Annotated in this window: 17 protein-coding genes and 1 pseudogene; 7 read left to right on the plus strand and 11 right to left on the minus strand. The window is 60.8% G+C overall.

Features of this window, described 5'->3' with window-relative positions; genetic code table 11:
* The 6 genes and pseudogenes from B5F12_RS08020 to B5F12_RS08045 form a co-directional block, all read left to right on the plus strand.
* Positions 1 to 218: pseudogene (locus B5F12_RS08020) on the plus strand (amino acid decarboxylase); the annotation flags it as partial.
* Between the two features lie 22 nt (positions 219 to 240).
* A complete protein-coding gene (locus B5F12_RS08025) occupies positions 241 to 564 on the plus strand; it encodes a cyclic-di-AMP receptor (RefSeq protein WP_087232940.1) in 324 nt (107 codons plus the stop codon).
* On the plus strand, positions 564 to 1,310 hold the full coding sequence (locus B5F12_RS08030) for a hypothetical protein (protein WP_087232943.1): 747 nt from the start codon (positions 564 to 566) through the stop codon (positions 1,308 to 1,310). The genes B5F12_RS08025 and B5F12_RS08030 overlap by 1 nt, the downstream gene beginning before the upstream one ends.
* 26 nt (positions 1,311 to 1,336) lie before the next feature.
* Positions 1,337 to 2,629, plus strand: coding sequence for a stage 0 sporulation family protein (locus B5F12_RS12285; protein ID WP_087232946.1), 1,293 nt, complete (start codon positions 1,337 to 1,339; stop codon positions 2,627 to 2,629).
* A gap of 316 nt (positions 2,630 to 2,945) precedes the next feature.
* Entirely contained in the window at positions 2,946 to 3,584 is a 639-nt protein-coding gene (locus tag B5F12_RS08040) for an HAD family hydrolase (RefSeq protein WP_087232949.1), read from the plus strand.
* 274 nt (positions 3,585 to 3,858) lie between these two features.
* Positions 3,859 to 10,770, plus strand: coding sequence for a glycoside hydrolase family 2 TIM barrel-domain containing protein (locus B5F12_RS08045; RefSeq protein WP_087232952.1), 6,912 nt, complete (start codon positions 3,859 to 3,861; stop codon positions 10,768 to 10,770).
* A gap of 847 nt (positions 10,771 to 11,617) precedes the next feature.
* Here B5F12_RS08045 and B5F12_RS08050 read toward each other — a convergent pair.
* The 9 genes from B5F12_RS08050 to mnmA all read right to left on the minus strand — a co-directional run bounded on the left by B5F12_RS08050 (position 11,618) and on the right by mnmA (position 18,262).
* Positions 11,618 to 12,034, minus strand: a complete 417-nt coding sequence (locus B5F12_RS08050; protein WP_143482362.1) for a hypothetical protein — start codon at positions 12,032 to 12,034, stop codon at positions 11,618 to 11,620.
* 89 nt (positions 12,035 to 12,123) lie between these two features.
* Positions 12,124 to 12,291 carry a hypothetical protein gene (locus tag B5F12_RS11875; RefSeq protein ID WP_158096781.1) on the minus strand — a complete coding sequence of 56 codons (168 nt, stop codon included), beginning with the start codon at positions 12,289 to 12,291 and terminating at the stop codon, positions 12,124 to 12,126.
* Between the two features lie 229 nt (positions 12,292 to 12,520).
* A complete protein-coding gene (locus tag B5F12_RS08060) occupies positions 12,521 to 13,198 on the minus strand; it encodes a DivIVA domain-containing protein (RefSeq protein WP_087232961.1) in 678 nt (225 codons plus the stop codon).
* A gap of 49 nt (positions 13,199 to 13,247) precedes the next feature.
* The gene (locus B5F12_RS08065; RefSeq protein WP_087232964.1) at positions 13,248 to 13,694 is read right to left on the minus strand and encodes a cell division protein SepF; all 447 of its coding nucleotides are present in this window, start codon (positions 13,692 to 13,694) and stop codon (positions 13,248 to 13,250) included.
* A 27-nt stretch (positions 13,695 to 13,721) separates the two neighbouring features.
* A complete protein-coding gene (locus B5F12_RS08070; RefSeq protein WP_087232967.1) occupies positions 13,722 to 14,432 on the minus strand; it encodes a YggS family pyridoxal phosphate-dependent enzyme in 711 nt (236 codons plus the stop codon).
* Positions 14,429 to 15,697, minus strand: a complete 1,269-nt coding sequence (locus B5F12_RS08075; RefSeq protein ID WP_087232970.1) for an HlyD family efflux transporter periplasmic adaptor subunit — start codon at positions 15,695 to 15,697, stop codon at positions 14,429 to 14,431. Before B5F12_RS08075 ends, B5F12_RS08070 begins: the two co-directional genes overlap by 4 nt.
* A gap of 293 nt (positions 15,698 to 15,990) precedes the next feature.
* Positions 15,991 to 16,233 (minus strand): RNA chaperone Hfq, encoded by a 243-nt coding sequence (hfq, locus tag B5F12_RS08080; protein WP_204210579.1) that lies wholly within the window; start codon positions 16,231 to 16,233, stop codon positions 15,991 to 15,993.
* A 56-nt stretch (positions 16,234 to 16,289) separates the two neighbouring features.
* Entirely contained in the window at positions 16,290 to 17,243 is a 954-nt protein-coding gene (gene miaA, locus B5F12_RS08085; RefSeq protein WP_087232973.1) for a tRNA (adenosine(37)-N6)-dimethylallyltransferase MiaA, read from the minus strand.
* Complete coding sequence (gene mnmA, locus B5F12_RS08090) at positions 17,240 to 18,262, minus strand: tRNA 2-thiouridine(34) synthase MnmA (protein WP_087232976.1); 1,023 nt, start codon at positions 18,260 to 18,262, stop codon at positions 17,240 to 17,242. The genes miaA and mnmA overlap by 4 nt, the downstream gene beginning before the upstream one ends.
* A 1,106-nt stretch (positions 18,263 to 19,368) precedes the next feature.
* Between mnmA and B5F12_RS08095 the strand changes: the two genes are divergently transcribed.
* Positions 19,369 to 19,944 carry a molybdenum cofactor guanylyltransferase gene (locus tag B5F12_RS08095; RefSeq protein ID WP_087232979.1) on the plus strand — a complete coding sequence of 192 codons (576 nt, stop codon included), beginning with the start codon at positions 19,369 to 19,371 and terminating at the stop codon, positions 19,942 to 19,944.
* A gap of 150 nt (positions 19,945 to 20,094) precedes the next feature.
* Here B5F12_RS08095 and B5F12_RS08100 read toward each other — a convergent pair whose 3' ends face one another.
* Both B5F12_RS08100 and B5F12_RS08105 read right to left on the minus strand, forming a co-directional pair.
* Complete coding sequence (locus B5F12_RS08100; protein WP_242954924.1) at positions 20,095 to 21,465, minus strand: MATE family efflux transporter; 1,371 nt, start codon at positions 21,463 to 21,465, stop codon at positions 20,095 to 20,097.
* Positions 21,466 to 21,488: 23 nt separating this feature from the next.
* Complete coding sequence (locus tag B5F12_RS08105) at positions 21,489 to 23,603, minus strand: penicillin-binding transpeptidase domain-containing protein (protein WP_087232982.1); 2,115 nt, start codon at positions 23,601 to 23,603, stop codon at positions 21,489 to 21,491.
* Between the last annotated feature and the right edge of the window lies 1 nt (position 23,604).

Here is a 23,604-nt window from a genome sequence, read left to right on the forward strand (position 1 = left end):
CCCCCCAGCAGCTCATGAGCCCCCGACAGGCCCTGTTTGCCCCCACGAAAGAGGTGGCCTGGGACCAGGCGGAGGGGGAAGTGTGCGCCCAGCAGCTGGCCCCCTATCCTCCCGGCATCCCCGTGGTGGCCCCTGGTGAAAAAGTAGACAAAAAACATCTGGCCTATTTGGCCCAGATAGGATATAATACTAAGTATATCAAAGTGGTCCATCGTTGACTCAACGTAAGGGGGAGATCCTATGAAATTGATCATTGCTATCATCAACCATGACGACGTGGGTACCGTGACCCAGAACCTGTCCAAGAAAGGGTTTTCGTCCACCCGTCTGTCCACCACCGGCGGCTTTTTGATGGCGGGCAACGTGACGTTGCTCATCGGCGTGGAGGACGAAAAGGTGCAGGCAGTGATGGACATCATCCGGGAGTACTCTCACAGCCGCAAGCAGCTCATCCCCACCGCCTCTGAGATGACCTATGGGTACATTCCAACCATGCCTGTGGAGGTCACCGTGGGAGGCGCCACCGTGTTCGTGGTGGATGTGGAACGGTTTGAACGGCTGTGATGGAACTGCCCCAGACCCTCTCCCACGCCTATCTCATCACCGGAGGCAGTGAGCAGCAGCGCCAGGAGCTGGCCCGCCGCATGGCGGCGGCCTATCTGTGCACCGGCCAGCCTGCGCCCTGCGGCGTGTGCCGCCACTGCCGGAAGGTACAGGGCGGCATCCACCCGGATGTGCAGTGGGTGACCACCCTGGCGGACAAGCGGGAAATTACCGTAGATCAGGCCCGGACCCTCCGGGCCGATCTCTATGTCACCCCCAATGAGGGGGCCCGGAAGGTGTATATCATCGACCCCGCCGACGCCCTCAACCCGGCGGCCCAGAATGCGCTGCTGAAAAGCCTGGAGGACGGCCCTGCCTACGGGGCCTTTCTTCTGCTGGCAGAGCAGCCCGGGCGGCTGCTGGAGACGGTGCGAAGCCGGTGCGAGACCCTTTCCCTGCCCCCCCAGGAGGACCAGCCCGACCCCCAGCAGCTGGAGAAGGCCCAGGCTCTGGCCCAGCTGCTGCTCACAGGCTCTGAGCTGGAGGTGGCCCAGCAGCTCACCGCTCTGGAGCTGGAGAAGCCCAAGAGCGCCCAGCTGCTGGAGCTGCTCTCCCTCACCGAGGGGTGCGTGGCCGGACAGCTGGCCCAGCATCCCCAGCGCGGGGTGAAGCTGCTGCAAATTTTGAAGCAGTGCCGGGAAAACGGGGTGTACAACCCCGGCGCCGGCCATGTGCTGGGCTGGGTGTGCACCCGCCTGTTCGCCTGATTTCGATATACGACGGAGGAACATCCATGACAGAGATCATCGCAGTCCGCTTCAAAGCGGGCGGAAAGCAGTATTATTTTGACCCCCAGGGCCTCACCGTCCCCCAGGGCGCCGGGGTCATTGTGGAGACGGGAAAAGGGGTGGAATACGGCATCTGTTCCCGGTCCAACGCCATGGTCCGGGACGACGTGGTGGTGCAGCCCCTGCGCCCCGTGGTGCGTCTGGCCACCCAGAAGGACGAAAAGCAGATTCAGGACAACCACCGCAAGGAAAAAGAGGCCATGAAGATCTGCCAGCAGCTGGTGGAGCGCCACGGCCTGGACATGAAGCTGGTGGAAGTGGAGTACAGCTTCGACGGCAGCAAGATCATCTTCTTCTTCACCTCCGAGGGCCGGGTGGACTTCCGGGCCCTGGTGAAGGACCTGGCCAGCATCTTCCGCTCCCGCATTGAGCTGCGGCAGATCGGCGTCCGGGACGAGGCTCGGATGCTGGGCGGCCTGGGGATCTGCGGAAAGCCCTTCTGCTGCCACCAGTTTTTAGACGAGTTCCAGCCGGTGTCCATCAAGATGGCCAAGACCCAGAACCTGTCCTTGAATCCCACCAAGATTTCGGGCACCTGCGGCCGTCTGATGTGCTGTTTGAAGTACGAGCAGGAGGCCTATGAGGACGCCGTGAAGCGGTGTCCCAAGCAGGAGTCCTTTGTGGAGTGCCCCGACGGCGTGGGCAACGTCACCGCCGTCAACCTCCTGCGGGAGCAGGTGAAGGTGCGGCTGGAGGACTCCACCGAGCAGCCCAAGACCTACCGTACCACCGAGATTCGGGTGGTGCGCTCTGGCAAGGGCAAGCGCCCCGAGGACTATGTGGCCCCTCCCAAGGAGGAGCTGGAGAAGCTGCGCTACATTCCCCCCGAGGAGGAGCGCAGTATGGGCAGCACCGCCAGCCTGGCGGCCCTGTTGGAGCAGTATATGGGGGCCTATGGGGACGGCGAGGAGAAAAAGTCCTCCTCCCGCAATCGCCGCCGCCGTGGCGGCGGGGCCAAGAAGGAGGCCCAGCCCCAGCCGGACAAGCAGCCGAAGGCCAAAGCCCCCCAGCAGGGCGGCGGGGCCAGCAAGCGGGGCGGCGCCAAGCAGCCCCAGGCTCAGAAGGGCACGCAGCCGCCCCGCCAGGGCCAAAAGCAGCCCCAGCCGAAGCCCCAGCAGCAGGCCAAGCCCAAGCCCGCCCCTCAGCAGCAGCCCCAGAACCAGGCCGGAGAGGGCGGCGAGAAGCGCCGCCGCAGTCGGCCCCACCACCGCCGCAAGAAGCCACAAAATAATGAATAATTAAGAATGAATAATGAATAATTATGGTGTGCCTGCGGCACGGATTTTGATTTGTGGTGCAGCCCGGAGGACTTTCACCTTGGCTCCCCCTCCGGGGGAGCTGGCAGCCCGTGAGGGCTGACTGAGAGGGTGCCCTCTCCGTCACAGCTGACGCTGTGCCACCTCTCCCAGAGGGAGAGGCAGGCCAGGGTCCCGATGCGATACGGATTTCTATGGTTGCAGAAACTGAAGGGCCTGCATTCTTCATTTTTCACTATTCATTATTCATTTAAAAGGTGCAGCCGAAAGACTGCACCTTTTTCACAAGGAGGACGCTATGAAAACCTACCAAGCGGTGCTCTACGACATCGACGGCACCCTACTCAACACCGTCAACATGAACATGTACCCCCTCCTCCGTATTATAAAGGAGGAGCTGGGAGAGGAGCGTACCCTGGCCGACGTGGTGAAATTCATGGCCTACACCGGCATGAAGGTCATGGACGAGCTGGGTATCCAGGACCCCGAGGCCACCTATCAGCGCTGGGTGCGCTACGTCAACGAGTACCCCGAGGGGGCCACCCCCTACCCCGGCATGGCGGACACCCTGGAGAGATTGCAGCAGCTGGGGGTGCGCCAGGCGGTGGTGTCCTCCAAAATGCGGGCCCAGTACCAGATTGACATGGTGGGCAACGGCCTGGACCAATACATGGAGACGGCGGTGCTGGAGGAGGACACCCAGCTCCACAAGCCCAACCCCGACCCCCTGCTGGAGTGCCTGCGCCGTATGGACCTGAAACCGGACCAGGTTTTGTACGTGGGCGACACCCCCTCGGACAGCAAGGCCGCCCAGGCCGCAGGCATCGACTTTGCCTACGCCGCCTGGAACGGCGTGGACTATGGCAGCGTGGACCATGCCGCCCATATTCTGGAGAAACCCGGCGATCTGCTGTCCCTGTTTCACGCAGAACACTGAAAAGAAACGGAAAATTTTTCTCTCAGCGGGAATGGAATCCACAGGCGTCCATTCCCGCTGATTTTTTAATAAAAATTCAAAAGGGGGAACAAATCGGTGTCAAAAAATCGGTTTCGGGAAAAGATTACCAGTGGAATGTGGCGAAATATCTAAAAGATGGGTTGAATCCAGGGGGTGGTTTTGGTATGATGGTGAAAATAGCGGGCGTGTGTGTGGACAAATTCCAGGCACCTTCCGCGGAAACCGCAGGATCATGAAAGGGAGGATGTAGAACATGAAACCAGCGTTGAAACGAAACCTGCGACGCACCATCTCTGCAACCCTGGCAACGCTCCTGGCAACTGGACTGGTGGCCCCAGCCCTGGCTGCCCGGTACTCCGGCGCGGAGGTCTATGACCACGTGCTGGAGATGCGGGAGGAGCACTACCAGAACAGCATCCGCTTCAATGAGGATGGCACCGCCAACATTTCCGGTGACGAGTGGTACGACCAGAGCGAAGTCATCGGCATCAACCGTGAGCGGGCCAAGAGCCAGTTCATCTCCTATCAGGACACCGCCACCGCTCTGGCGGCGGAGCAGTCCGTGCTGGACGACGTGGGTCCTGAGACTTCGGACTATTACATGCTGCTGTCCGGCAAGGACTGGGACTTCGCCCTGGTGAAGACCCCCGAAGAGGCCAAAAAGGTAGACGAGACCTATCTGGCCAAGGACTACACCGGGGACGCCTTCCAGCCTGAGTATGTGCCCCAGGCCTGGCAGACCTACCGCAATGAGGACGGTACCTTCAAGTATGACGAGCCCATGTACACCAACCATGCTCTGCCCTGGTTCAGCAACTTTGAGCCCGTCAACTATGGGGACCCCCATGCCCCCACCGTATACAACCCCGTAGGCTACTACCGCACTTCCTTTGAGGTGCCTGAGAACTGGGATGGACGGGATGTGTTCATCTCCTTCCAGAGCGTGGAGTCCGCCTACTACCTGTATGTCAACGGCCAGAAGGTGGGCTATTCCACCGACGCCTTCACCGCCCACGACTTCAACATCACCCCCTACCTCACCGAGGGTGAGAACACCATCGCTCTGAAGGTGTTCCGTTGGTCCATCGGCAGCTGGCTGGAGAACCAGGACTTCATCCGCCAGAGCGGTATTTACCGTGATGTGTACCTGTACTCCAAGGACGAGGCGGAAATCCGGGACTTCTTCGTGAAGACCCAGTTTGACGACCGCACCAGCGAGGACAGCGACGTGGCCGTCACCGTGGAGACCGACGTGCGCGCCCTCCACAATGAGCAGGCGGGAACTTACACAATTTCCTCCTACCTTGTGGATCACTCCGGTAAGACCGTGGCCACCGCCGACGATCAGACCGTGGAGCTGAAGGCCGCGGGTTCCTATGAGGACAAGCTGTCCGACGCGGGCACCACCGTCACCAGCACCATGAAGGTGACCAATCCCGCCAAGTGGTTCCCTGACACCCCCAACCTGTACTCTCTGGTGCTGGAGCTCAAGGACGCCGACGGTAACGTCATGGAGTCCGTGGTGGAGCGCATCGGCTTCCGTGAGATCTACAAGGTGGACATCGACGACCAGGGCCACGAGCAGATGCAGATCACGGGCCGTCAGGTGGTGCTGCGTGGTGTCAACCGCCACGACACCGATCTGGAGACCGGACATGCCCTCACCTTCGAGGACTACCTCACCGATCTGACTCTGATGAAGGAGCACAACCTCAACGCCATCCGTACTGCTCACTACCCCAACGACAAGGCCCTGTACAACCTGGCCGATGAGCTGGGCCTGTACGTGTGCGCCGAGGCCAACATCGAGAGCCACCGTGCCGCTATGCAGGGCGTGAAGGTGCCCACCGGTACCGGACAGGGTATGCCCGAGTGGGTCGCCACCGTCACCGACCGTGTGGCCACCAACCTGGAGATGTACAAGAACAACCCCAGCGTCATCATGTGGTCTCTGGGCAACGAGGCTACCTACAGCTACGCTCCCCTCAACGAGAACTATGGCTTCTGGGTTGCCTCCATGTACCTGCTCAAGCGTGACCCCAGCCGTCTGCGCAAGTACGAGCGTGAGAGCGAGAACTATCAGCACCCCTACGTCAAGCAGAACGGGCAGGACCCCTGGAGCACCGACGTGCGTAAGAACAACATCGTGGACGTGCACTCCACTCAGTATGTGCTGCCCAACTACGTGGCCAGCTACCATGGACGCATGCCCCTCATCCACTCCGAGTACAACCACGCCATGGGCCTGTCCTACGGCAATGCCATGGAGCACTGGGACGCCATCCGTGAGAACGACCAGGCTCAGGGCGGCTTCATCTGGGACTACATCGACCAGTCCATCCGCACCGTGCGGGACAACGGCGATGGCACCTATGACGAGTTCTGGGGCTACGGCGGCGACTGGATCGACCCCAACGCCAACGACGACGCCTTCTGCGGCAACGGTATGCTCTTTGCCGACCGCACCCCCACCCCCAAGATGACCGAGGCCAAGAAGGTCCACCAGCAGGTGAACTTCTACCTGGATGACCAGACCGTCACCTCCGGCCAGGACGTGACCTTGAAGGTGGTCAACGAGTATGAGAACACCACCCTGGACGCCTTCGACATCACTTGGAAGCTCACCAAGGACGGCCTGACCGAGCTGGGCAGCGGCACTCTGGACCTGAACACCCCCAACATGGACGGTCAGTCCCTGATGAGCGGTCAGCAGGTGGAGGATGTTACCATTACCCTGCCTGAGTTTGAGGCCAAGGAAGGCAGCGACTACCTGCTGGACATCTCCGTCAAGCTCAAGAACGCCACCAACTGGGCCGAGGCCGGCTACGAGGTGGCCTATGAGCAGTTCCAGCTCAACCCCGACGACGCTCAGGCCACTGAGACCCAGGTGCCCGACAAGGCCTTCGAGTCCGTGGAGGAGCTGGGCAGCCAGATGACCCTCACCGGTACCACCGACAACGGCCAGAAGTTTGAGATCGTGCTGGACACCGAGAGCGGCACCATCGTCTCCTACAGCCTGGACGGCAACGTGGTCATGACTCAGGGCCCCGAGCAGAGCCTGTACCGCGCTGAGACCTACAACGACACCACCGTGGCCAAGAACGCCAACCTGAAGAACGCCGGCGCCACCGAGAACCTGTCCAACCTGGAGGTCTCCGTGAACACCAGCGAGAACAAGGTGCTCATGGCCATGAACGGCGCCATGAAGGTGTCCGCCTCTGCCCTGATGGCCTACGAGATCTACGGCAACGGCGAGATCGTGGTCCTCAGCCAGTTCATCCCCACCAGCAACTTCGCCCCCAACGGTCTGCCCAAGATCGGTGGTCGTATGATCATCAACGGCGACTATGACAACCTCACCTTCTATGGCCGTGGTCCCGACGAGAACTATGTGGACCGTAAGAGCGGCTCCACCGTGGGCGTGTACACCTCCAAGGTGTATGATCCCGACGACGCCATGGGCGAGGACTCCAACTGGGACGGCAAGAGAATGCTCAAGCCCCAGGAGAACGGCAGCCGCTCCGACATCCGCTGGACCGCTCTGACCAATGACCAGGGCGTGGGCCTGATGGTCACCGGCGACGGCCTGCTGGAGACTTCTGCCAACCACTACACGGCCGAGGACATGAACTCCGGCACCTACAACAGCGCCACCTATCGTCATCCCAACCAGGTTCCTCAGCGTCAGGAGATCGTGTGGAACATCGACCTGCACCAGAACGGTGTCAGCGACACCGCCTTCATGGGTCACAAGCCTCTGGACGGCTACTTCTTCCCCACCAACCAGAGCTATTCCTACGCCTATCGCATCTCCCCCGTCAGCACCAACGACGCTGAGAAGCTGATGGACAAGAGCAACGAGGGCTTTAAGGTTCCCACCTCCTCTTACCCCATCACCGGCATCTACATCAACGACAACGCTGTGGCCGGCTTTGACGTGGGCAGCGAGACCGGCGCCAGCTACACTCTGGCCGCCAACGAGTCCATCGAGTCCGTCACCGTGGACGGCACCAACGACTTCACTGTCACCTACAACGAGGACGGCACCCTCACCGTCTCCGCCACCAACAGCTACGGCCAGGAGTACAACTACGTGGTCAAGCTGGGCCGCGAGGGCAAGGAGCTGGACCGCTCCGTCCTCTCCAAGGTCAAGGTGGACAACAACTACAACGGCCAGCCTGGCTCCAACCTCATCGACGGCAACAACAACTCCATCTGGCACTCCAACTGGAGCATCACCACTCCCATGAACAAGCTGTGGTTCATGGTGGAGCTCAAGGACGAGACCGCCATCAACGGCATCCGCTACCTGCCCCGTCAGGACAGCACCAACCTCAACGGCGCCTATGGCCAGCATGAGATCTATGTCAGCTCCAAGCCCATCGATCAGCTGACCAGCGATGTGAGCAGCGGCGACTGGACCAAGGTTGCCACCGGCAGCTGGCCCAAGACCAAGGACTGGAAGTCCACCGCCTTCGGCGAGATGGTCAACGCCAAGACCGTCATGGTGGTGCCCAAGACCACCTACGGCGACACCGAGAACGCCTGGGGCTCCGGCGCTGAGTTCCGTGTCACCGCCGGCACCGTCATCAACACCGCCGACGTCACCGTCAACCTGGAGGACAGCTACACCTACAAGGGTGAGGCCGTCCGTCCCGCCCCCGAGGTGAAGCTGGGCGACCAGACCCTCATCCGTGGCGTGGACTACACCGTGGAGTACACCGACAACGAGGCTGTGGGCACGGGTAAGCTCACCATCAACTTCTGCGGCGCCTTCGCTGGCGATGCCATCGAGAAGGAATTCAACATCGTGGAAGGCCAGCAGCGCACCCTGACCCTGACCCTGGGCGACGGCACCACCGAGAAGCAGGTGTATGTGGGCCAGACCGTCACCCTGGAGGCCGGCGAGGCCCCCGAGAACAAGATGTTCGACCACTGGTCCGCCAACAACGACGGCGTGAAGTTTGCCGACGCCAACAGTGAGACCACCACCTTCGTGATGCCCGACGCTGACGTCACCGTCACCGCCAACTATGTGGATGCCTACACCGTCACCGTGGTGGGCGGCTTCCTGGACGAGGACGGCACCATCACCTCTCAGAAGTACAAGGTCGGCTCCTCCGTGGTCTTCTACGCCGACATCCCCGAGGGCAAGGTCTTCGACGTGTGGACCATTGACAGCGAGGATGCCAGCATCACCGACCCCGCCCGGAACCCCGGCCTGATGAACTCCACCCCCGCCCACGACATCGTGGTCACCGCCAACTTCAAGACCGATCCCGACTACTTCGCCGTTCTGGATACCCTGCCCGATCACCACTATCTGGGCACCACCTTCACCGCTCCTGAGACCCTGCGCATCGTCCAGGGCGACCAGGAGTCTGAGGCCGCTGTGACCTGGAACGAGGCTCAGGTGAAGGCCATTCAGGACGCCACCTCCGTGTGCACCCTGCCTCTGACCGGTACCGTGGCCGATCACGAGATTTCCACCACTGTGGCTGTGGTGCCCGGCAACGTGGTCTACTTCGTGGACAACGGCTCTGAGACCTTCTCTGAGCTGGCTCAGAACATCCTCAAGTACAACGCCACCACCGTGCTCAACACCACTCCCGATCAGTTCTACACCGAAGAGAGCGGCTGGGGCTGCACCAACCCCGAGTCCCAGGTTGAGACCCACAACGACTACGGCACCGACGCCTACTCCACCATCCGCAACATGACCGACTCCAAGGGCGAAGACCCCAACGACGGCCGTGGCAAGCCCCTGACCTACCAGTTCGATAACCTGGAGGCCGGCACCTATCAGGTGTTTGTGGGCTACAAGAACATCTGGTACCAGACCTCCTGGCAGCGCAACGCCACCATCGAGCTGCTCCAGGGCGACAACGTTCTGGCTTCCGTGGAGAAGAACCTGAACGTGGAGAAGGGCCAGTTCGTCCAGATGGAGATGGAAGTCACCGAGGCTGGCAGCGTTGAGCTGAAGATGACTCCCAAGGAGAGCGCCAACGCCAACAACGACATGCTGGTCAGCTACATCCTCATCACCAAGGACGGCGAGATCGTGGAGCCCGTGGAGTACACCGTCACCGTGAACACCCAGGGCGAGGGCACCGCTACCGCCGAGCCCACCACCGCTACCGCTGGCACCACCGTGACCCTGACGCAGCAGGCTGCTGAGGGCTGGCACTTCGTGGAGTGGCAGAGCGACGACGTCACCGTCACGGACAACACCTTCGTGATGCCTGAGGGCAACGTCACCGTTACCGCCGTGTTCGAGAAGGACGCCGCCCCCGGCGAGGTCAACAAGACCCTGCTGGAGAAGACCGTCAAGTACGCCGATACCCTGTCCACCGACGGTGTCACCGACACCGCCAAGAAGGCCTTTGAGGACGCTCTGGCCAACGCAAAGACCATCCTGGCCAAGGATGACGCCACCCAGGAAGAAGTCAACGCCGCTTGGGACGCCCTGCTGGAGGGCATCTGGGGTCTGGGCCTGACTCAGGGCAACAAGGACCTGCTGAACCTGACCATTGAGCGCGCCGAGGACATGATGGCCAACGCCGACAAGTACATGCCCGACCACTGGCAGGATCTGGTGGACGCTCTGGATGCCGCCAAGAAGGTGGCTGAGGACGGCGACGCCATGCAGGAGGACGTGGACAAGGCCGCTGGTGACCTGCTCAACGCCATCCTGGCCCAGCGCTACAAGGCCGACAAGTCCATCCTGGAAGACCTCATCGGCAAGGCCAAGGGCATCGACCTCACCGGCTACACCGCTGAGTCCGTGGCCACCTTCCGCACCGCTCTCAAGGCCGCCCAGGACGTGATGGCTGACGCCACCCTGTCCGAGGACGACCAGAAGGTCGTGGACGACGCTGTGGCCGCTCTGAGCGCCGCCATGGACGGCCTCACCGCTGAGGGTGAGACCCAGCCCAGCGACAAGCCTGAGGCCACGGACAAGCCCGAGGCTACCGACAAGCCTGAGGCCACCGATAAGCCTGAGGGCACCGACAAGCCCGACGCCACTCAGAAGCCTGATGGCGAGAAGCCCGCTCAGACTGGCGACACCAACAACGTGATGGTTCCCGTCATCGTGGTCGTCGTCTGCGTGGTGTGCCTGCTGGCCGTGGTTGTGGTTGCTCGCAAGCGCAGCAGCAAGCACTAATCGACGCCTGAGCACACATTAGAGCTCTGATAAGCGACAAGAAGCAAGCCCGGAGGAAGCAATTGCTTCCTCCGGGCTTCTTTGTCCGTTTATAGGGCTCCCTTGTGGCGCAGGGCGGTAGCCCTGCACTTCTTCACTTTTCACTCTTCACTCTTCACTTGCCCCAGCCGGGAGTGCTCCGCTGGGCTTGCCGTTCTCCGATTTCCCCGGCGCAAACCAGCGCCCCCGCCGGGGACGCTCCGCTGGGCCCGATTTCTCCCCGATGAGAAATCGGGGAAAGAATCGCCAAAGGCGGGGCCTTCCCCCGCCTTGTGGAATCCACCCCGCGGTACTGGCTGTCCCTGCGTGCTCCTCTTTTCGGCCCTTGGACGGGTGGGGTCACATGGATGGCATGGAAGTTCCACAGAATATACCTGCTTCTGTGGAAACTTGTACTTCTATCGCCGGGGCCTTACCCTGGTGGGCCGCTGTTCCCAGCGATCGAGGGCCCGGCATTCGGCGGCGGGAACGCCGCTTCTCCGGGGTGAGGCCCTGGAAGGAGAGGCACCATCTTACAGAGAAGGGGGCGCTTCCCATAGACTTGCCAGGCCATCCATGTGACCCCACCAGGGCCTGGGCCGACCATAGCCTTGACGCAGGTTCAGCCTCGTACCCCAGGGAGGTTCTTAGGGGGGAACGCCCTAAGCGGGTTTTGGTTCCTTTTGACCGAGCAAAAGGAACCCCCAGCGGAGCGTCCCCACCAGGCTGGCAAGCCTGAACTGGGTCCGAAAAGAAGGACAATCCCCCTGTGCTTGCAAAAAATAAAAATATCCCCGTGAAACCAAAGCTTCACGGGGATGGATAGAAATTACAAATTCAAATACATGGGAATACAGCCCTCAATAAAACGATTGGACGGCATTTCCATCAGCTCCACAAAGGAGTCAAATCCGTGACGCTGATAGAAGGTTACGGCTTCGGGCACCGAGTATAGCACAATGTGGTTTGCTCCACACTGGGTTTCCACAATGGTGTAGATTAACTGGATGAGATAGTACAGGCAGTAGTCGCTCCAATGCCCCTGATCTTCGCCGGAGTTGGGAAACACCTGATGTTGATACGTTTCATCCAGAGCAAAAATCTTAATTTCAATGGCGGGTGTGAGATGGAAGTGGGAGCCGGAGTGAATCACAATGCCGCTGCATGACAGGGCAGCAATTCCCACAAGCTCTGTTTTTTCTGCGTCAGCCCAGAAACAATACGGTACGGCATCCTCATCCCACAAGAATTTCTCCCGAAAATAGTCGTTGATACCGGCATGGCCGCAGTGAAAGGAAATCTGGTCCAGATCCTCTGGGGTGGCCTGAGAACAAATCATGGGTTGCGGCTAGATCGTCTGGTTTTCACAGCCTGAATCTGACGGTCCAGCTGTTGCAGACGGGAAGGACTAGCTGTGTGAAGTTCAGCTTGCCGAATCTTCTGGAGAGCATCCAGAACAGTGGTGTTGGGCTGGTGTAATTTCTGCTCCATATTGGAATTCATACGAAAAGCCTCTCGACAAGGGACTGCAAACAACGCCATTTTGGTGCCTCCTTTCTTTTGTATGCTATGTTTCTTCTTGGTTTCCTTTCGCTTCAATCATACCACGCCCTGAAAAAAACTTCAATACAGATTATGTGCAAGCATGTGGAGAATATCCCTGGTGACAAAGGGCGCAGAGGAAAAGAGAAAAAATCCCGTGAAACTTCAAGTTTCACGGGATTTTAAGTACTTACTTGATTTGATAGTCCTTGCCAAACTGCAAGTCGTCAAACCGGCGGGTAGCATCCAGATACAGATCGTCCACGGGGTCGTTCTTGGGCTGCTGGGATTGCTGGAGGGGCTGAGAAATGGTGGGCTCCTCCACTTCCTCCTCCTCGGAGGTGAGGTCCTCCACGGGGGTGGTGGGCCCTTCCGGGACAATGGACTGGGCCATGGCGGCCTGAGCCATCTCGGGGGGGACCATCTGGCCCAGACGGGACAGGTAGTCCAGCTCCTCCTGGTGGAGGGCGTGGAGCTTCATGACGTAGTCCGCCGTGGCCTTCTGGGCCTGCTGGAGCCGGAACTCCTCTGCGGCGATCTCCGCCTCCAGCTTGGATTTGCGAGCCTGAGCCTCCTGGGTGGCGTCCTGCTCCAGCTGGGTCTTCTTCTTCTCCGCATCGCTGACCATGGAGTCGGCCATCTGCTGGGCAGCCAGCAGGGTCTTACGCATGGCCACGTCGGTGGCCCGGTACTCTTCGATGGAATCGGAGAGCACCTTCAGCTTATTTTTCAAAATGGTGTTGTCGTTGTACAGTGCGGTGTAGTCCTCGGTGAGCTGATCGAGGAACTCATCCACCATGGTCATGTTGTAGCCGCCAAAGGTCGCTTTGGCAAAGACATGGCTGGCTACCTCCTGCGGAGTCATCATTGTGCAAGTCTCCTTTATTTCTATTTCTCACAACAAACAAAACCGGGGCTTAGAAATACAGCCCGTTGTTCTCCAGTTCATCAATCAGGTCACCCATGATCTCCACGTTGTAGGGGGTCATGATGTAGGTGGCCATGGACACCTTCTTGATGGTGCCCTCGTTGGCGTAGGTCACGCCGGAGAGGAAGTCGATGAGACGGCGGGCCACGGTCTTGTCGGTCTGCTCCAGGTTCAGCACAACGGTGCGCTTCTCCCGCAGGTGATCGGCGATTTCAGAGGCATTTTCAAAGCGTTCGGGCTTGACCAGCACCACCTGCAGCTGGGTGGTGGTGTGGATGTTGACCACCTTGTTGTTGCGGCGCTCAGGCTCGCTGGTGCGGGTGGTCTCGCTGGCGGGTGCGTTGTGGTTCACAGGGGCAAAATCCTCCTCGTAATCATCGTCGTCCTCATCCTCGTAAGGACGGGCCAGACGCTTCAGTTCATCCAAAAAGCTCATGGGTGAGAACTCCCTTCTATATATCGTTCAAAATGGGTTGGAAATGGGCGAACGAGGGCCAAAAATCGCCGTCCCCACCCGGATATGAGTGGCGCCGGCGGCAATGGCTGCGGTGAAATCGCCGCTCATCCCCATGGACAGTATCTTGGTATCTGTTTTATTATCTCCCATTCTGTCCTGTATGTCAACAGCAAGAGCCTGCAATTTATGAAAAAACGGTAAATTTTCCTCAGGAAAGGTTGCGGCGGGGGGAATGCACATCAGGCCTCTCAGGCGCACGTGCTCCAGCTGCCCACACAGCTGGGCGGCGGGCAGCACATCGGGGACAAAAAAGCCGGATTTGGACGGCTCCTGGGCCAGATTCACCTCCAGCAAAATGTCCTGAACCAGCCCGGCCTTCCCTGCCTGCTTGTCAATTTCCAGCAGCAGCTTCTGGGAGGACACCGAGTGGATCAAATCCACCTTGCCCATGAGGTATTTCACCTTGTTGGTCTGCAAGTGGCCGATGAAGTGGACCTGTGCCCCCTCATAGGCCCCCGCTTCCCAGTGGGCGGTGAGTTCCTGCACCCGGTTCTCCCCGCACACCGTCACCCCGGCGGCAATGGCCTGCCGGATGACATCGTCGGATTGGGTCTTGGTGGCGGCCACCAGGGTGATCTCCGCCGGGTCCCGGCCAGCGGCCAGGGCGGCGGCCCGGATTTCTTCCACAACGTGGGCTAAATTTGTGGAAATACTCATGAGCGAACCACCATCCCGTCGGTGATGTTGGTGGTGTTGAGGATGACCTCGTCCCCGGCCCGCAGGCGGGAAGAGGCGGTCTCATCCACCGGCTGGACCAGGTAGAAGGAGTCGTCGTCGCTGTAGACCACCTTCACCTCCTGCCACTCGGCCTGGGTGCCCACCACGGTGTACACGCCGTAGGAGTTGACCTGGCTCTGGTTGCCCTGGTCGTCGGTGACGGTCTCGGTGTTCACCCGCAGGGCCTGGCGGGGGATGCGGATGCCCTCCACCTGCTGGGCGATGATGTCCACCGTCTGCTGGCGCAGCAGGGTGGTGTCAGACAGGTTGGTGTTGGTGGAGAAAATGGCCATGGTCTGGTCATTTTCCATGACCAGACGCTCCAAATTCATGGAAATCATGCCGTAGTAGTCGTCCGAGAAGGAAATTTTGTAGGTCTTGCCCTCCAGCAGCCCCTCCACCGACGGCTGGTCGATGAGGGTGGCCAGATACCAGGTGTTGTTGGTCACCACCTTGCCCAGGGCGGCCGGGGGGTCCGCCACCTCCTTGTGGAGCAGCTCGTTGAGCTGCTGCATGGTCAAAGAGGAGAGCATGGACGGGGTGATGAGGCTCTCAAAGCCGTCCACTTCCCCGGAGAAACACCCGGAGGCGGGGGAGGTGATGGTCTGAGACACCTGGCTGAGGGAGGCGTTGAGGGAGTCCAACTGCTTTTGCTTGTCGGAAATCAGTTGTTTGATCTGGGTGGCGGCCTCGGTGTTGCCGTAGCTGTAATCCCGCTGGAACACCATGGTGCGCAGGTGGAGGGCGGAGTCCTCCAGGGTGGACAGGTCACCGGAGGCGGCCAGGGAACGGATGGCCACCATGGAAGAGATCACCTCTTCGTCCAACTTGGAGGAGTTGGTGGCCTGGGTGCCGGTGGACAGAGAGTACTCCAGCTGTTGAATCTCCGCCTCCAGGGACTGGATGGTCTGGCGGGTCTCCAGCGAGTCCTGACTGGCGTGAATCAGGGCGATTTGGCCGCCTTTGGACACCTTTTCCCCTTCGTCCAGTAGGATGTCCACATACTGTCCGGTGGTGGAGATCACCTGTTCGTCCCGCACCAGAAGGGCGGAGGCCTCGGTACCGATGTCCACCGAATAGGAATAGGCGGTGGTGGTCACCAGGTCGGGTTTGAAGCCCAGGGCCAGATAGACGGCGAAATACAGAATCACCGCGGCGCAGATGACGCCGATGATGACTTTATTGACCAATGTACTCTCTTTCATAGGCTCATTCCTTTTTTATGTGGGAAACCTGCCCTTCCACTTGGCTTCGGTATCTTGTGGCTCTTTTGCGCCAGAAATGCGTTGCATCTTCTTGAAATACACAAAGTATTTCTGCAAAGCTGCGCCTTTTTCTGACACAAAATATCTCACAATCTACTCTTGCCAATGGAACGGCACGTTTCCCGGTTTGGGAAACGCTTGCCAATGGAACGGCACGTTTCCCGGTTTGGGAAACCGATGCCGATGGATTGGCACGGTTCCGTGGGGTTGGAACACGCCTTCCGAGTTGGGGATTATTCCTCCATATTCACCGGGCGTTCCGGGGTGATGGTGGAAATGGCGTGTTTGTAGATGATTTGCTGTTTTCCGTCACTGACCAGCACCACCACATAGGGGTCAAAGGCGGTGATGACCCCCCGGAGCTGGAATCCGTTGATCAAAAAGACGGTGACCCGGGCGGCGGTGCGGCGGAGGGTGGACAGGACGGTGTCCTGGACGTTGGGCTGTTTGCCCACGGCGACTGCGGTAAAACTCATGGTTATCAGCACTCCTTTTCTTTTTTGGGCCAGGCGTGGCCTGTCCCAGAGTGCTGTTATTGTAAGCCATGGGCGTGGGCGAGTTCTGTCGAACTTGCGACGGCCTGGGAAAAATTGGGGGTTTCTCCCCAGCGAATCCAGTGGGTGTTGGGGTTGCGGCGGAACCAGGTCAGCTGCCGCTTGGCGTACTGCCGGGAGCGCAGCTTCACTTCCTCCGCTCCCTCCTCCACCGGGCGGCCTTGTTCCAGAGCGGAGATGATCTCTTTGTAGCCGATGGCCTGCATGGCAGTGCAGGTGGGGGGAATTCCGGCGTCCAGAAGCCGCCGCACCTCGTCCTCCAGCCCCTGCTCCATCATCACATCCACCCGGCGGTCGATGCGCTGCCACAGGTGGGGCCGCTCCACAAAATCCAGGCCAATGGTCAGGGGATGGTACCGAGGCGGAATGGCCTGGGACTCCCGGTTGTGCTGGGAGATGGTCTTTCCGGTGGTGAGATATACCTCCAGGGCCCGGATGATGCGCTTTTCGTCGTTGGGGTGCAGCCGCTGGGCGGACTCCGGGTCCACCTGGGCCAGCTTGTCCCGCAGGGGCTCCAGCCCCTCCTCCCTGGCCTGCTGCTGGAGCTGCTGACGCACTCCGGCGGTGTCGGGGGCGAAGGGGGCAAACTCCCGCCCGGCCATGAGGTTGTCGATGTACAGCCCGGTGCCCCCTGCCACAATGGGCAGCTTGCCTCGGGCGAGAATGTCGTCCATGATGGGGATGGCCTGGGCCACATAGCGGCCCACGGAGAAGTTCTCCCAGGGGTCGGCCACGTCCAGCATGTGGTGGGGCACCCCCTGCATCTCCTCCGCTGTGGGCTTGGCGGTGCCGATGTCCATGCCCCGGTAGACCTGCATGGAGTCTGCGGACACCACTTCCCCGTTCAAAATCTGGGCCAGAGCCACCGCCAGGGCGGTTTTCCCGGAGGCGGTGGGGCCGCAGATGACCAGACAGTCGGGCGTGTGGTTCATCGGATCCACCCGCTTCCCAGCACTTGCTCCCCCTGGTAGAACACCGCCAGCTGGCCCGGCGTGGGGGCCCGGGCGGGGTGCTTCATGTGGATGTCCACCCGTCCGCCCCCCAGGGGAAGGATGGTGGCGGGGTCCTGACGGCGGGAGTGGCGCAGGCGCACCTCCACCTCCATGGGCCCAGACAGGGGATGTTCGCCCAGCCAGTTCAGGGAGTCGGTGTGCACCATAAAGGCGTGGAGCCCCTCCCCGTGGGAGAGGACCACCTCATTGGTGTGGGGGCGGATTTCGGTGACAAACAGCCGCCCGGTGGAGGAGACCCCCAGCCCCCGGCGCTGGCCGATGGTGTAGTGGTGGAAGCCCTTGTGGGTGCCCAGGACGTTGCCGTTGGCGTCCACAAAGTTCCCCGGCGGGGGCGTGCCGCCCCGGGCGTCCAGCCAGGCGGCGTAGTCGTCGTCGGGGATGAAGCAGATCTCCATGGAGTCGGGGCGGTCGGCGGCGGGCAGCTGCCCGGCCTCCGCCTCCTGGCGGGTCTGCTCCTTGGGGCCGTCCCCCAGGGGGAAGAGGACGTGGGAGAGCATGTCCCGGGTGAGCCGGGAGAGCATGTAGGACTGGTCGTTGGCGGAATTGCCCCGCAGCAAAATGGGGCCGCCGTCGCACCCGGTGCCAATGCGGGCATAGTGTCCGGTGGCCACCCAGTTGGCCCTGATTTCCCGGGCAAAGGAGATGAGGGCGGGGAACTTCACCGCCCGGTTGCACCGGGCGCAGGGAATGGGGGTGCGGCCGGACAGGTAGTCGGCGGCAAAGGGGGCGCACACATGCTCCTCCAGCTCCTGCTGGATGGAGCGCACGGTGAGGGGGATGCCCAATTTGGCAGCGTTGTCCCGGGCGGACTGTTCGCCCCCCAGCCCGATGTCCAGGTACAGCCCGTGTACCTCATAGCCCTGGCCCAAGAGCCGCTGGGCGGCTACGGCGGAATCCACCCCGCCGGAGAGCCCCAAAACCACCTTCTTGTCTGCCATGTGCTGCGTCCTCCTGTGGAAATGATTTACCGTTTAGTATACCAGAAAATTGTGAACGGTTCAACCAAATGAAGCATGAAAAATAGGGGGAAAGGGATGCAAAATCTGGCGGGTTTTGCACCGCCCGGAGGGAGCCATAGGACTCCGCCGCACTCCCTGTGTTACTGTGGTAGGGGCCGTGGCTTGCCCGGCCCGTGGCTACCCTGGCATTGCCTTGGGGGATTCGGGAGGGGCAAGCCCCTCCCCTACCGCAGCGTAGCAAGATGGTGCAGAAAAAGCATCTGACAACGGGAACGCCGTACTGAAAAGGCTCCCTCCGGGAGGGAGCTGTCTGCGTGAGCAGACTGAGACAAGGGGTTGTTCTTCTAAAAGGACTGTTTCCGGCTTGCCAGCCTGGCAGGGACGCGCTCCGCTGGGCCCGATTTCTCCCCGATGAGAAATCGGGGAAAGAATCGCCAAAGGCGGGGCCTTCCCCCGCCTTGTGGAATCCACCCCGCGGTACGAGGCTGGCCTTGCGGTGGTTCTCAGGTCGGGCCGAAGGGCCAGCGCCATACCAAGAGGAAAACAGGCTCTATTCTTCTTTATCGCTGCTGGGAACGTGCATTTTTCTCCAGATTTCGGCCCTTTCTGGTCCACCCGGCCGACGGCGGCCGGGAAGCGGCCGCATACCGCAAACTTGAGGCCCTGGTAATCGAAGTGAAACCTGCCAGCGGAGTAGGCATACTCCAGAGATGTGATACGCCATCTATGTGACCGCTCCAGACCCAGGGCCGACTACGGCCCCACTGCACAAAACAAAATCAAATCATTGGGGTTTCAAAAGGGGCGGGCCCCTTTTGTGGCTTTTCGTCCATTTTGGCCAGTCAAAATGGACCCCCAGCGGGAAGCGTCCCCGCCAGGCTGGCAAGCCGGAAACAAGGGCAGTTAGAAGAACACGCCATCGTCTGCCCGACGGTAGCCAACTTCCCTGACTCAGGGGAGCCTTGATACAGGGGAGGCTTGTGAGAGCCCCTTTCGTGAAATTTCATAAATTTGGTGTGGCACATTGAGGCAGTGTGTGCTATACTGTCCTTAGTGACTACTCTGGCGACGGGAGGTAAATCCCAATGAAGAAATGTGAACTCACCGTTCAGATTATGTTAGGCGGCCCCTCCAAGCGGATGGGGACGGACAAAGCCCTGGTGACCCTGGGGGGCAAAACCCTGTTGGATCGGGCGGTGGAGACCTGGAACCATTACGGCGCAGGAGTCCAGCTGTCTGTGGGCGCTCCGGAGCGGAAGGCTCTGGCCCCTGCTGGCACTCTGGCCGTGGCAGATATTTATCCCGACCGCGGCCCTCTGGCCGGACTCCATGCGGGTCTGCGGGCCTGTACCACCCGCTGGATGCTGCTGGTGGGCGTGAACTTCCCCTTCCTCACCCCCGCCCAGGCCGACACCCTGGTGGACGCCATCGGCGACGCCGATGCCTGTGTGTACACCATCGATGGGGTGCCTCAGCCCCTGTTTGGCGTGTACCGCAAGCGGTGCATGTCCTTTGCAGAGACCATGATGCTCAACGGCGATTACGACATCCGCAATCTGCTCAACTGGGCCAACACCGTGTACATCCCTCTGGAGGACACCGCCCCCTTCCGCAGCGTGGACACCCCCGCAGATTTGGAAGAGGCCGAAAACCTGATCTGAACCAACCAAAAAAGCGAAAAAGCCCCCCCTTCCCAAACTCTTTGGGAAGGGGGGGCTCTCGTTCACAGACCTGGGAGGAGCGGGGAGTTCCACAGCTTGCACAGGGTGTGGAAAACTTTGTGGAAGTTGTGGAAGCTGTGAAAAATGTCCCTATACCGCCCCTGCAAAATTGTGACCATGAGAGAGAGGACGGTATACCGTGCGGTACATGGTGAAGAAACACAAAAAGCCGCAGACGAATTGAGAGACCGCTTCCGCCACAAAAACGCCGTTCACGCCCCAGAAAAACGCCAGCAGCACGGTGAGGGGGGCGTTGATCACCGCTTTGCGGAGGATGGAGAAGAAAATGGACTTCTTGGCCTGGCCCAGCCCCACAAAAATGGACTGGCTGGAGATCATCAGGGCCATGAATACGAACATGGAGAAGTACACCCGCAGGGCAGGCACACCCGCCTGGAGCATGTCCGGGTTGTTGTTGAAGATGCGGATGAGCAGGCCGGGAATGGTCATGTTCAACAGCCAAATGAGGGCCGCATATCCCACCGTCACCCCCACGGCGAAGCGGATGCAGGCGCACACCCGGCGCTTCTCCCCTGCCCCGTAGTTGTACCCCAGCACCGGCTGGACGCCGCTGCTGAAGCCCTGAATGAGCATGAAGGTGACCTCTCGCAGGGAGTTGATGATGGTCATGACCCCCACGTACAAGTCGCCGCCGTAAATGTGCAGCACCTTGTTGCACACAATCTGCACCAGGGAGTTGGTGATGCTGGTAAAGAAGCCGGACAGCCCCAGGGTGATAATGCGCCGCAGGTGGTCCCACCGGGGACGCAGGTGGCACAGATGCAAGGGGAGCAGCGATTTTTTCCCGGTGAGGAAGCTCAGCACCCACACCGCCGAACAGGCCTGGGCGATGATGGTGGCGATGGCGGCTCCCTTTACCCCCAGGTTCAGCCCGTAGATGAGAATGGGGTCCAGCACCAGGTTCACCACCGCCCCCAGCATGACGGTGAGCATTCCCTTGTTGCCGAAGCCCTGGGAATTGATGAAGGGGTTCATACCCAGGCCCACGGTGACAAAGGGGGTGCCCAGCAGGTAGATGAAACTATAGTCCTTGGCGTAGGGCAACGTGGCGTCGCTGGCTCCGAAGGCCACCAGAATGGGGTCCAAAAAGGGAATGGTCACCAGAGGGATGGCAAACCCAAAGAACAACAGCAGGGACAGGGTGTTGCCCATGACGGCGCTGGCCAGCCCCTCCTCCCCTTTGCCCCGGTAGATGGAGCACAAAGGGCTGCCCCCCATGCCGCCCAGGTTGGCAAAGGCCAGCACGATGGAGATGAGGGGCAGGGTGAGGCCCATGCCGGTGAGGCTGGTGTGGCCCACCCCGGGGATGTGGCCGATATACATGCGGTCCACCAGGGAATAGAGGATGTTTACCACCTGGGCCACCGTCATGGGCACGGCGATGGAGAGGATGTTCCGGGCCACAGAGCCCTGGGAAAAGTCGTTTTGTACGGGGGTCAAGACAGGTCCCTCCAGAGGAAAGTTTAGTGCAGCAGGGTATTTTCCTGATCGGTGACGCTCAGGTTGTCCTCGTTGGAGAAGTACTCCTCCAGCATGGAGGCCGCCAGAGCCGCCAGATTGCCGCCGGCGGAGCCCTTCTCCGCCACCAGGCACAGGGCCACCTGGGGGTCGTCGTAGGGGGCAAAGCAGACGAAGGTGGCGGTGGCGTCGCTGCCCGACACCTCGGCGGTACCGGTCTTACAGCCCACGGACACGGGCAGGTCGTCAAAGTACCGGGCCATGGAGGCGGTCTGGGACAGGTCGTACATGCCCTGTTTCACCGCTGCCAGATCCTCGGGGTCAATGTCGATGGTGGAGGCCAGCTTGGGCTCATGCTCATACACCACTTGGGAGTAATCGCTGGACTTCACCTCTTTCAAAAGGTGGGTCTCGTAGCGGTTGCCCCCGTTGACCAGGGTGGCCACGTAGTTGGCCAGCTGGATGGGGGTGAACTGGTTGTCGCTCTGGCCGATGGCGGCAGACAGGGTCTGACCGGCGTACCACACGTCCCCCAGCTTCTCGGCGGTCTCAGGTCCGGCCACGGTGCCCTTGGACTCGGGCAGCTCGATGCCGGTGTACTGGCCCAGGCCGAAGGCGGTGGCGTAGTCCACCAGCTTGTCAATGCCCAGGCGGCGGCCCAGGTCGTAGAAGAAGATGTTACAGGAGTCCTTGATGGCCTCGCTCACCGTCTCGCTGCCGTGGGACCCGCCGGTGCTGGTACGAATCCAGCACACGGGCTGATAGTCGGGATAATACGTGTAAATGCCGGAGCAGTAGGTGGTGCTGGAGGGGGTGATCAGCCCCTCGGTGAGGCCTCCCACGGCGGTGACCATCTTAAAGATGGAGCCGGGGGCGTACACACCCTGGGTGGCCCGGTTCAGCAGGGGCTTGGCGGGGTCGGTGAGCAGGTCGTTGTAGTCCTCCGTGTAGGTGGACAGGTCGTAGGTGGGATAGGAGGCCAGGGCCAGCACCCCGCCGCTCATGTCCACCATCACCGCCGCGGCGCCTGCGGGGTCGGACAGCCCGGACACGAAGTCCCCCAGCAGCTGCTCGGTGTGGGCCTGGAGCTGGCTGTCCAGGGTGAGCACCACATGGTTGCCCGGCTGGGGCTCGGTCTGCCACTGCTGGCTCACCACCGCCCCGTTCTCGTCGGTCTCCAGCAGCCGGGTGCCGCTGGTGCCGTGGAGGTAGGACTCAAAGGCCAATTCCACCCCGTCCTTGCCCACATAGGCGTTCATGGGGTAGTTCAGGGCCTGGTAGGTGGGCCACTCCTCGGCGCTGATGAGGCCGATGCGGCCCAATACATGGGCCGCCGCCTTGGTGTTGTACACCCGGTTGGTGGAGGTGACAATGGACACCCCGGGCAGGCCCAGCTCTTTGACCTGGGTGATGAAGGAGATGGACACGTCGGTGGCGAAGGTGTAGGTGTTGTAGGTGATCTGCTCCTGGCGCAGGGCCACCTCGTAGAGCACCCCCAGCAGCGCTCGCACCTGGGGGGTGAGCTCCTTGGTCTCCACCGAGAAGGTCTCACACATGGCCTCCATCAGCTCTTGGGCGGAAATTTGAGCGGTTTCGGCACGTTTCACCCACTTATTTTTCTCCGCCAGCTTGCCCAGCTGGGTGGGCAGAATCTCAAAGGTGCCGTCGTCGTTGTCCGCCCGATAGGCGAACAGGTTCTCGTCCTTGGTGTAGGTCCAGGGGGCCTCTTTGGAGATGGGCAGGGTGTCGGACCACTCCACCCCCTCCTTCTCACACAGCTCCAGCAGCTGGGAGATCACCTCATTGACGTGGTCGCCCATGGAGGCGGTGTCCAGTTCCACGGAGTAGCCCAGGGAGTTGGACACCAGCACCCGGCCGTAGCGGTCCAGAATCTCTCCCCGCACCCCGTCCACCGTCTCGGTCTGGGTGATGTTGTAGTTGGCATTGGCCCGCCACTGGGCCCCGTCCACCACCTGCAACTGGTACAGAATGGAGAAGAAGCCCAGGAGGAGGCAGCCGAACAAGACCATCAGAAGGGTGGAGCGCACCCGCAGCCGATGTCCTTCGTCCTCGGTGTGGGTGTCTTTGTGGTTGGAGTTAAAGTCGATGAATCTACTCATG

Source organism: Pseudoflavonifractor sp. An176, from assembly GCF_002160435.1.
Classification (GTDB): domain Bacteria; phylum Bacillota; class Clostridia; order Oscillospirales; family Oscillospiraceae; genus Enterenecus; species Enterenecus faecium.

Coding starts and splice junctions, on each gene's coding strand:
- B5F12_RS08025 (WP_087232940.1), top strand. CDS start 241: ATGAAATTGATCATTGCTATCATCAACCATGACGACGTGGGTACCGTG.
- B5F12_RS08030 (WP_087232943.1), top strand. CDS start 564: ATGGAACTGCCCCAGACCCTCTCCCACGCCTATCTCATCACCGGAGGC.
- B5F12_RS12285 (WP_087232946.1), top strand. CDS start 1,337: ATGACAGAGATCATCGCAGTCCGCTTCAAAGCGGGCGGAAAGCAGTAT.
- B5F12_RS08040 (WP_087232949.1), top strand. CDS start 2,946: ATGAAAACCTACCAAGCGGTGCTCTACGACATCGACGGCACCCTACTC.
- B5F12_RS08045 (WP_087232952.1), top strand. CDS start 3,859: ATGAAACCAGCGTTGAAACGAAACCTGCGACGCACCATCTCTGCAACC.
- B5F12_RS11875 (WP_158096781.1), bottom strand. CDS start 12,291: ATGAATTCCAATATGGAGCAGAAATTACACCAGCCCAACACCACTGTT.
- B5F12_RS08060 (WP_087232961.1), bottom strand. CDS start 13,198: ATGATGACTCCGCAGGAGGTAGCCAGCCATGTCTTTGCCAAAGCGACC.
- B5F12_RS08065 (WP_087232964.1), bottom strand. CDS start 13,694: ATGAGCTTTTTGGATGAACTGAAGCGTCTGGCCCGTCCTTACGAGGAT.
- B5F12_RS08070 (WP_087232967.1), bottom strand. CDS start 14,432: ATGAGTATTTCCACAAATTTAGCCCACGTTGTGGAAGAAATCCGGGCC.
- B5F12_RS08075 (WP_087232970.1), bottom strand. CDS start 15,697: ATGAAAGAGAGTACATTGGTCAATAAAGTCATCATCGGCGTCATCTGC.
- hfq (WP_204210579.1), bottom strand. CDS start 16,233: ATGAGTTTTACCGCAGTCGCCGTGGGCAAACAGCCCAACGTCCAGGAC.
- miaA (WP_087232973.1), bottom strand. CDS start 17,243: ATGAACCACACGCCCGACTGTCTGGTCATCTGCGGCCCCACCGCCTCC.
- mnmA (WP_087232976.1), bottom strand. CDS start 18,262: ATGGCAGACAAGAAGGTGGTTTTGGGGCTCTCCGGCGGGGTGGATTCC.
- B5F12_RS08095 (WP_087232979.1), top strand. CDS start 19,369: ATGAAGAAATGTGAACTCACCGTTCAGATTATGTTAGGCGGCCCCTCC.
- B5F12_RS08105 (WP_087232982.1), bottom strand. CDS start 23,603: ATGAGTAGATTCATCGACTTTAACTCCAACCACAAAGACACCCACACC.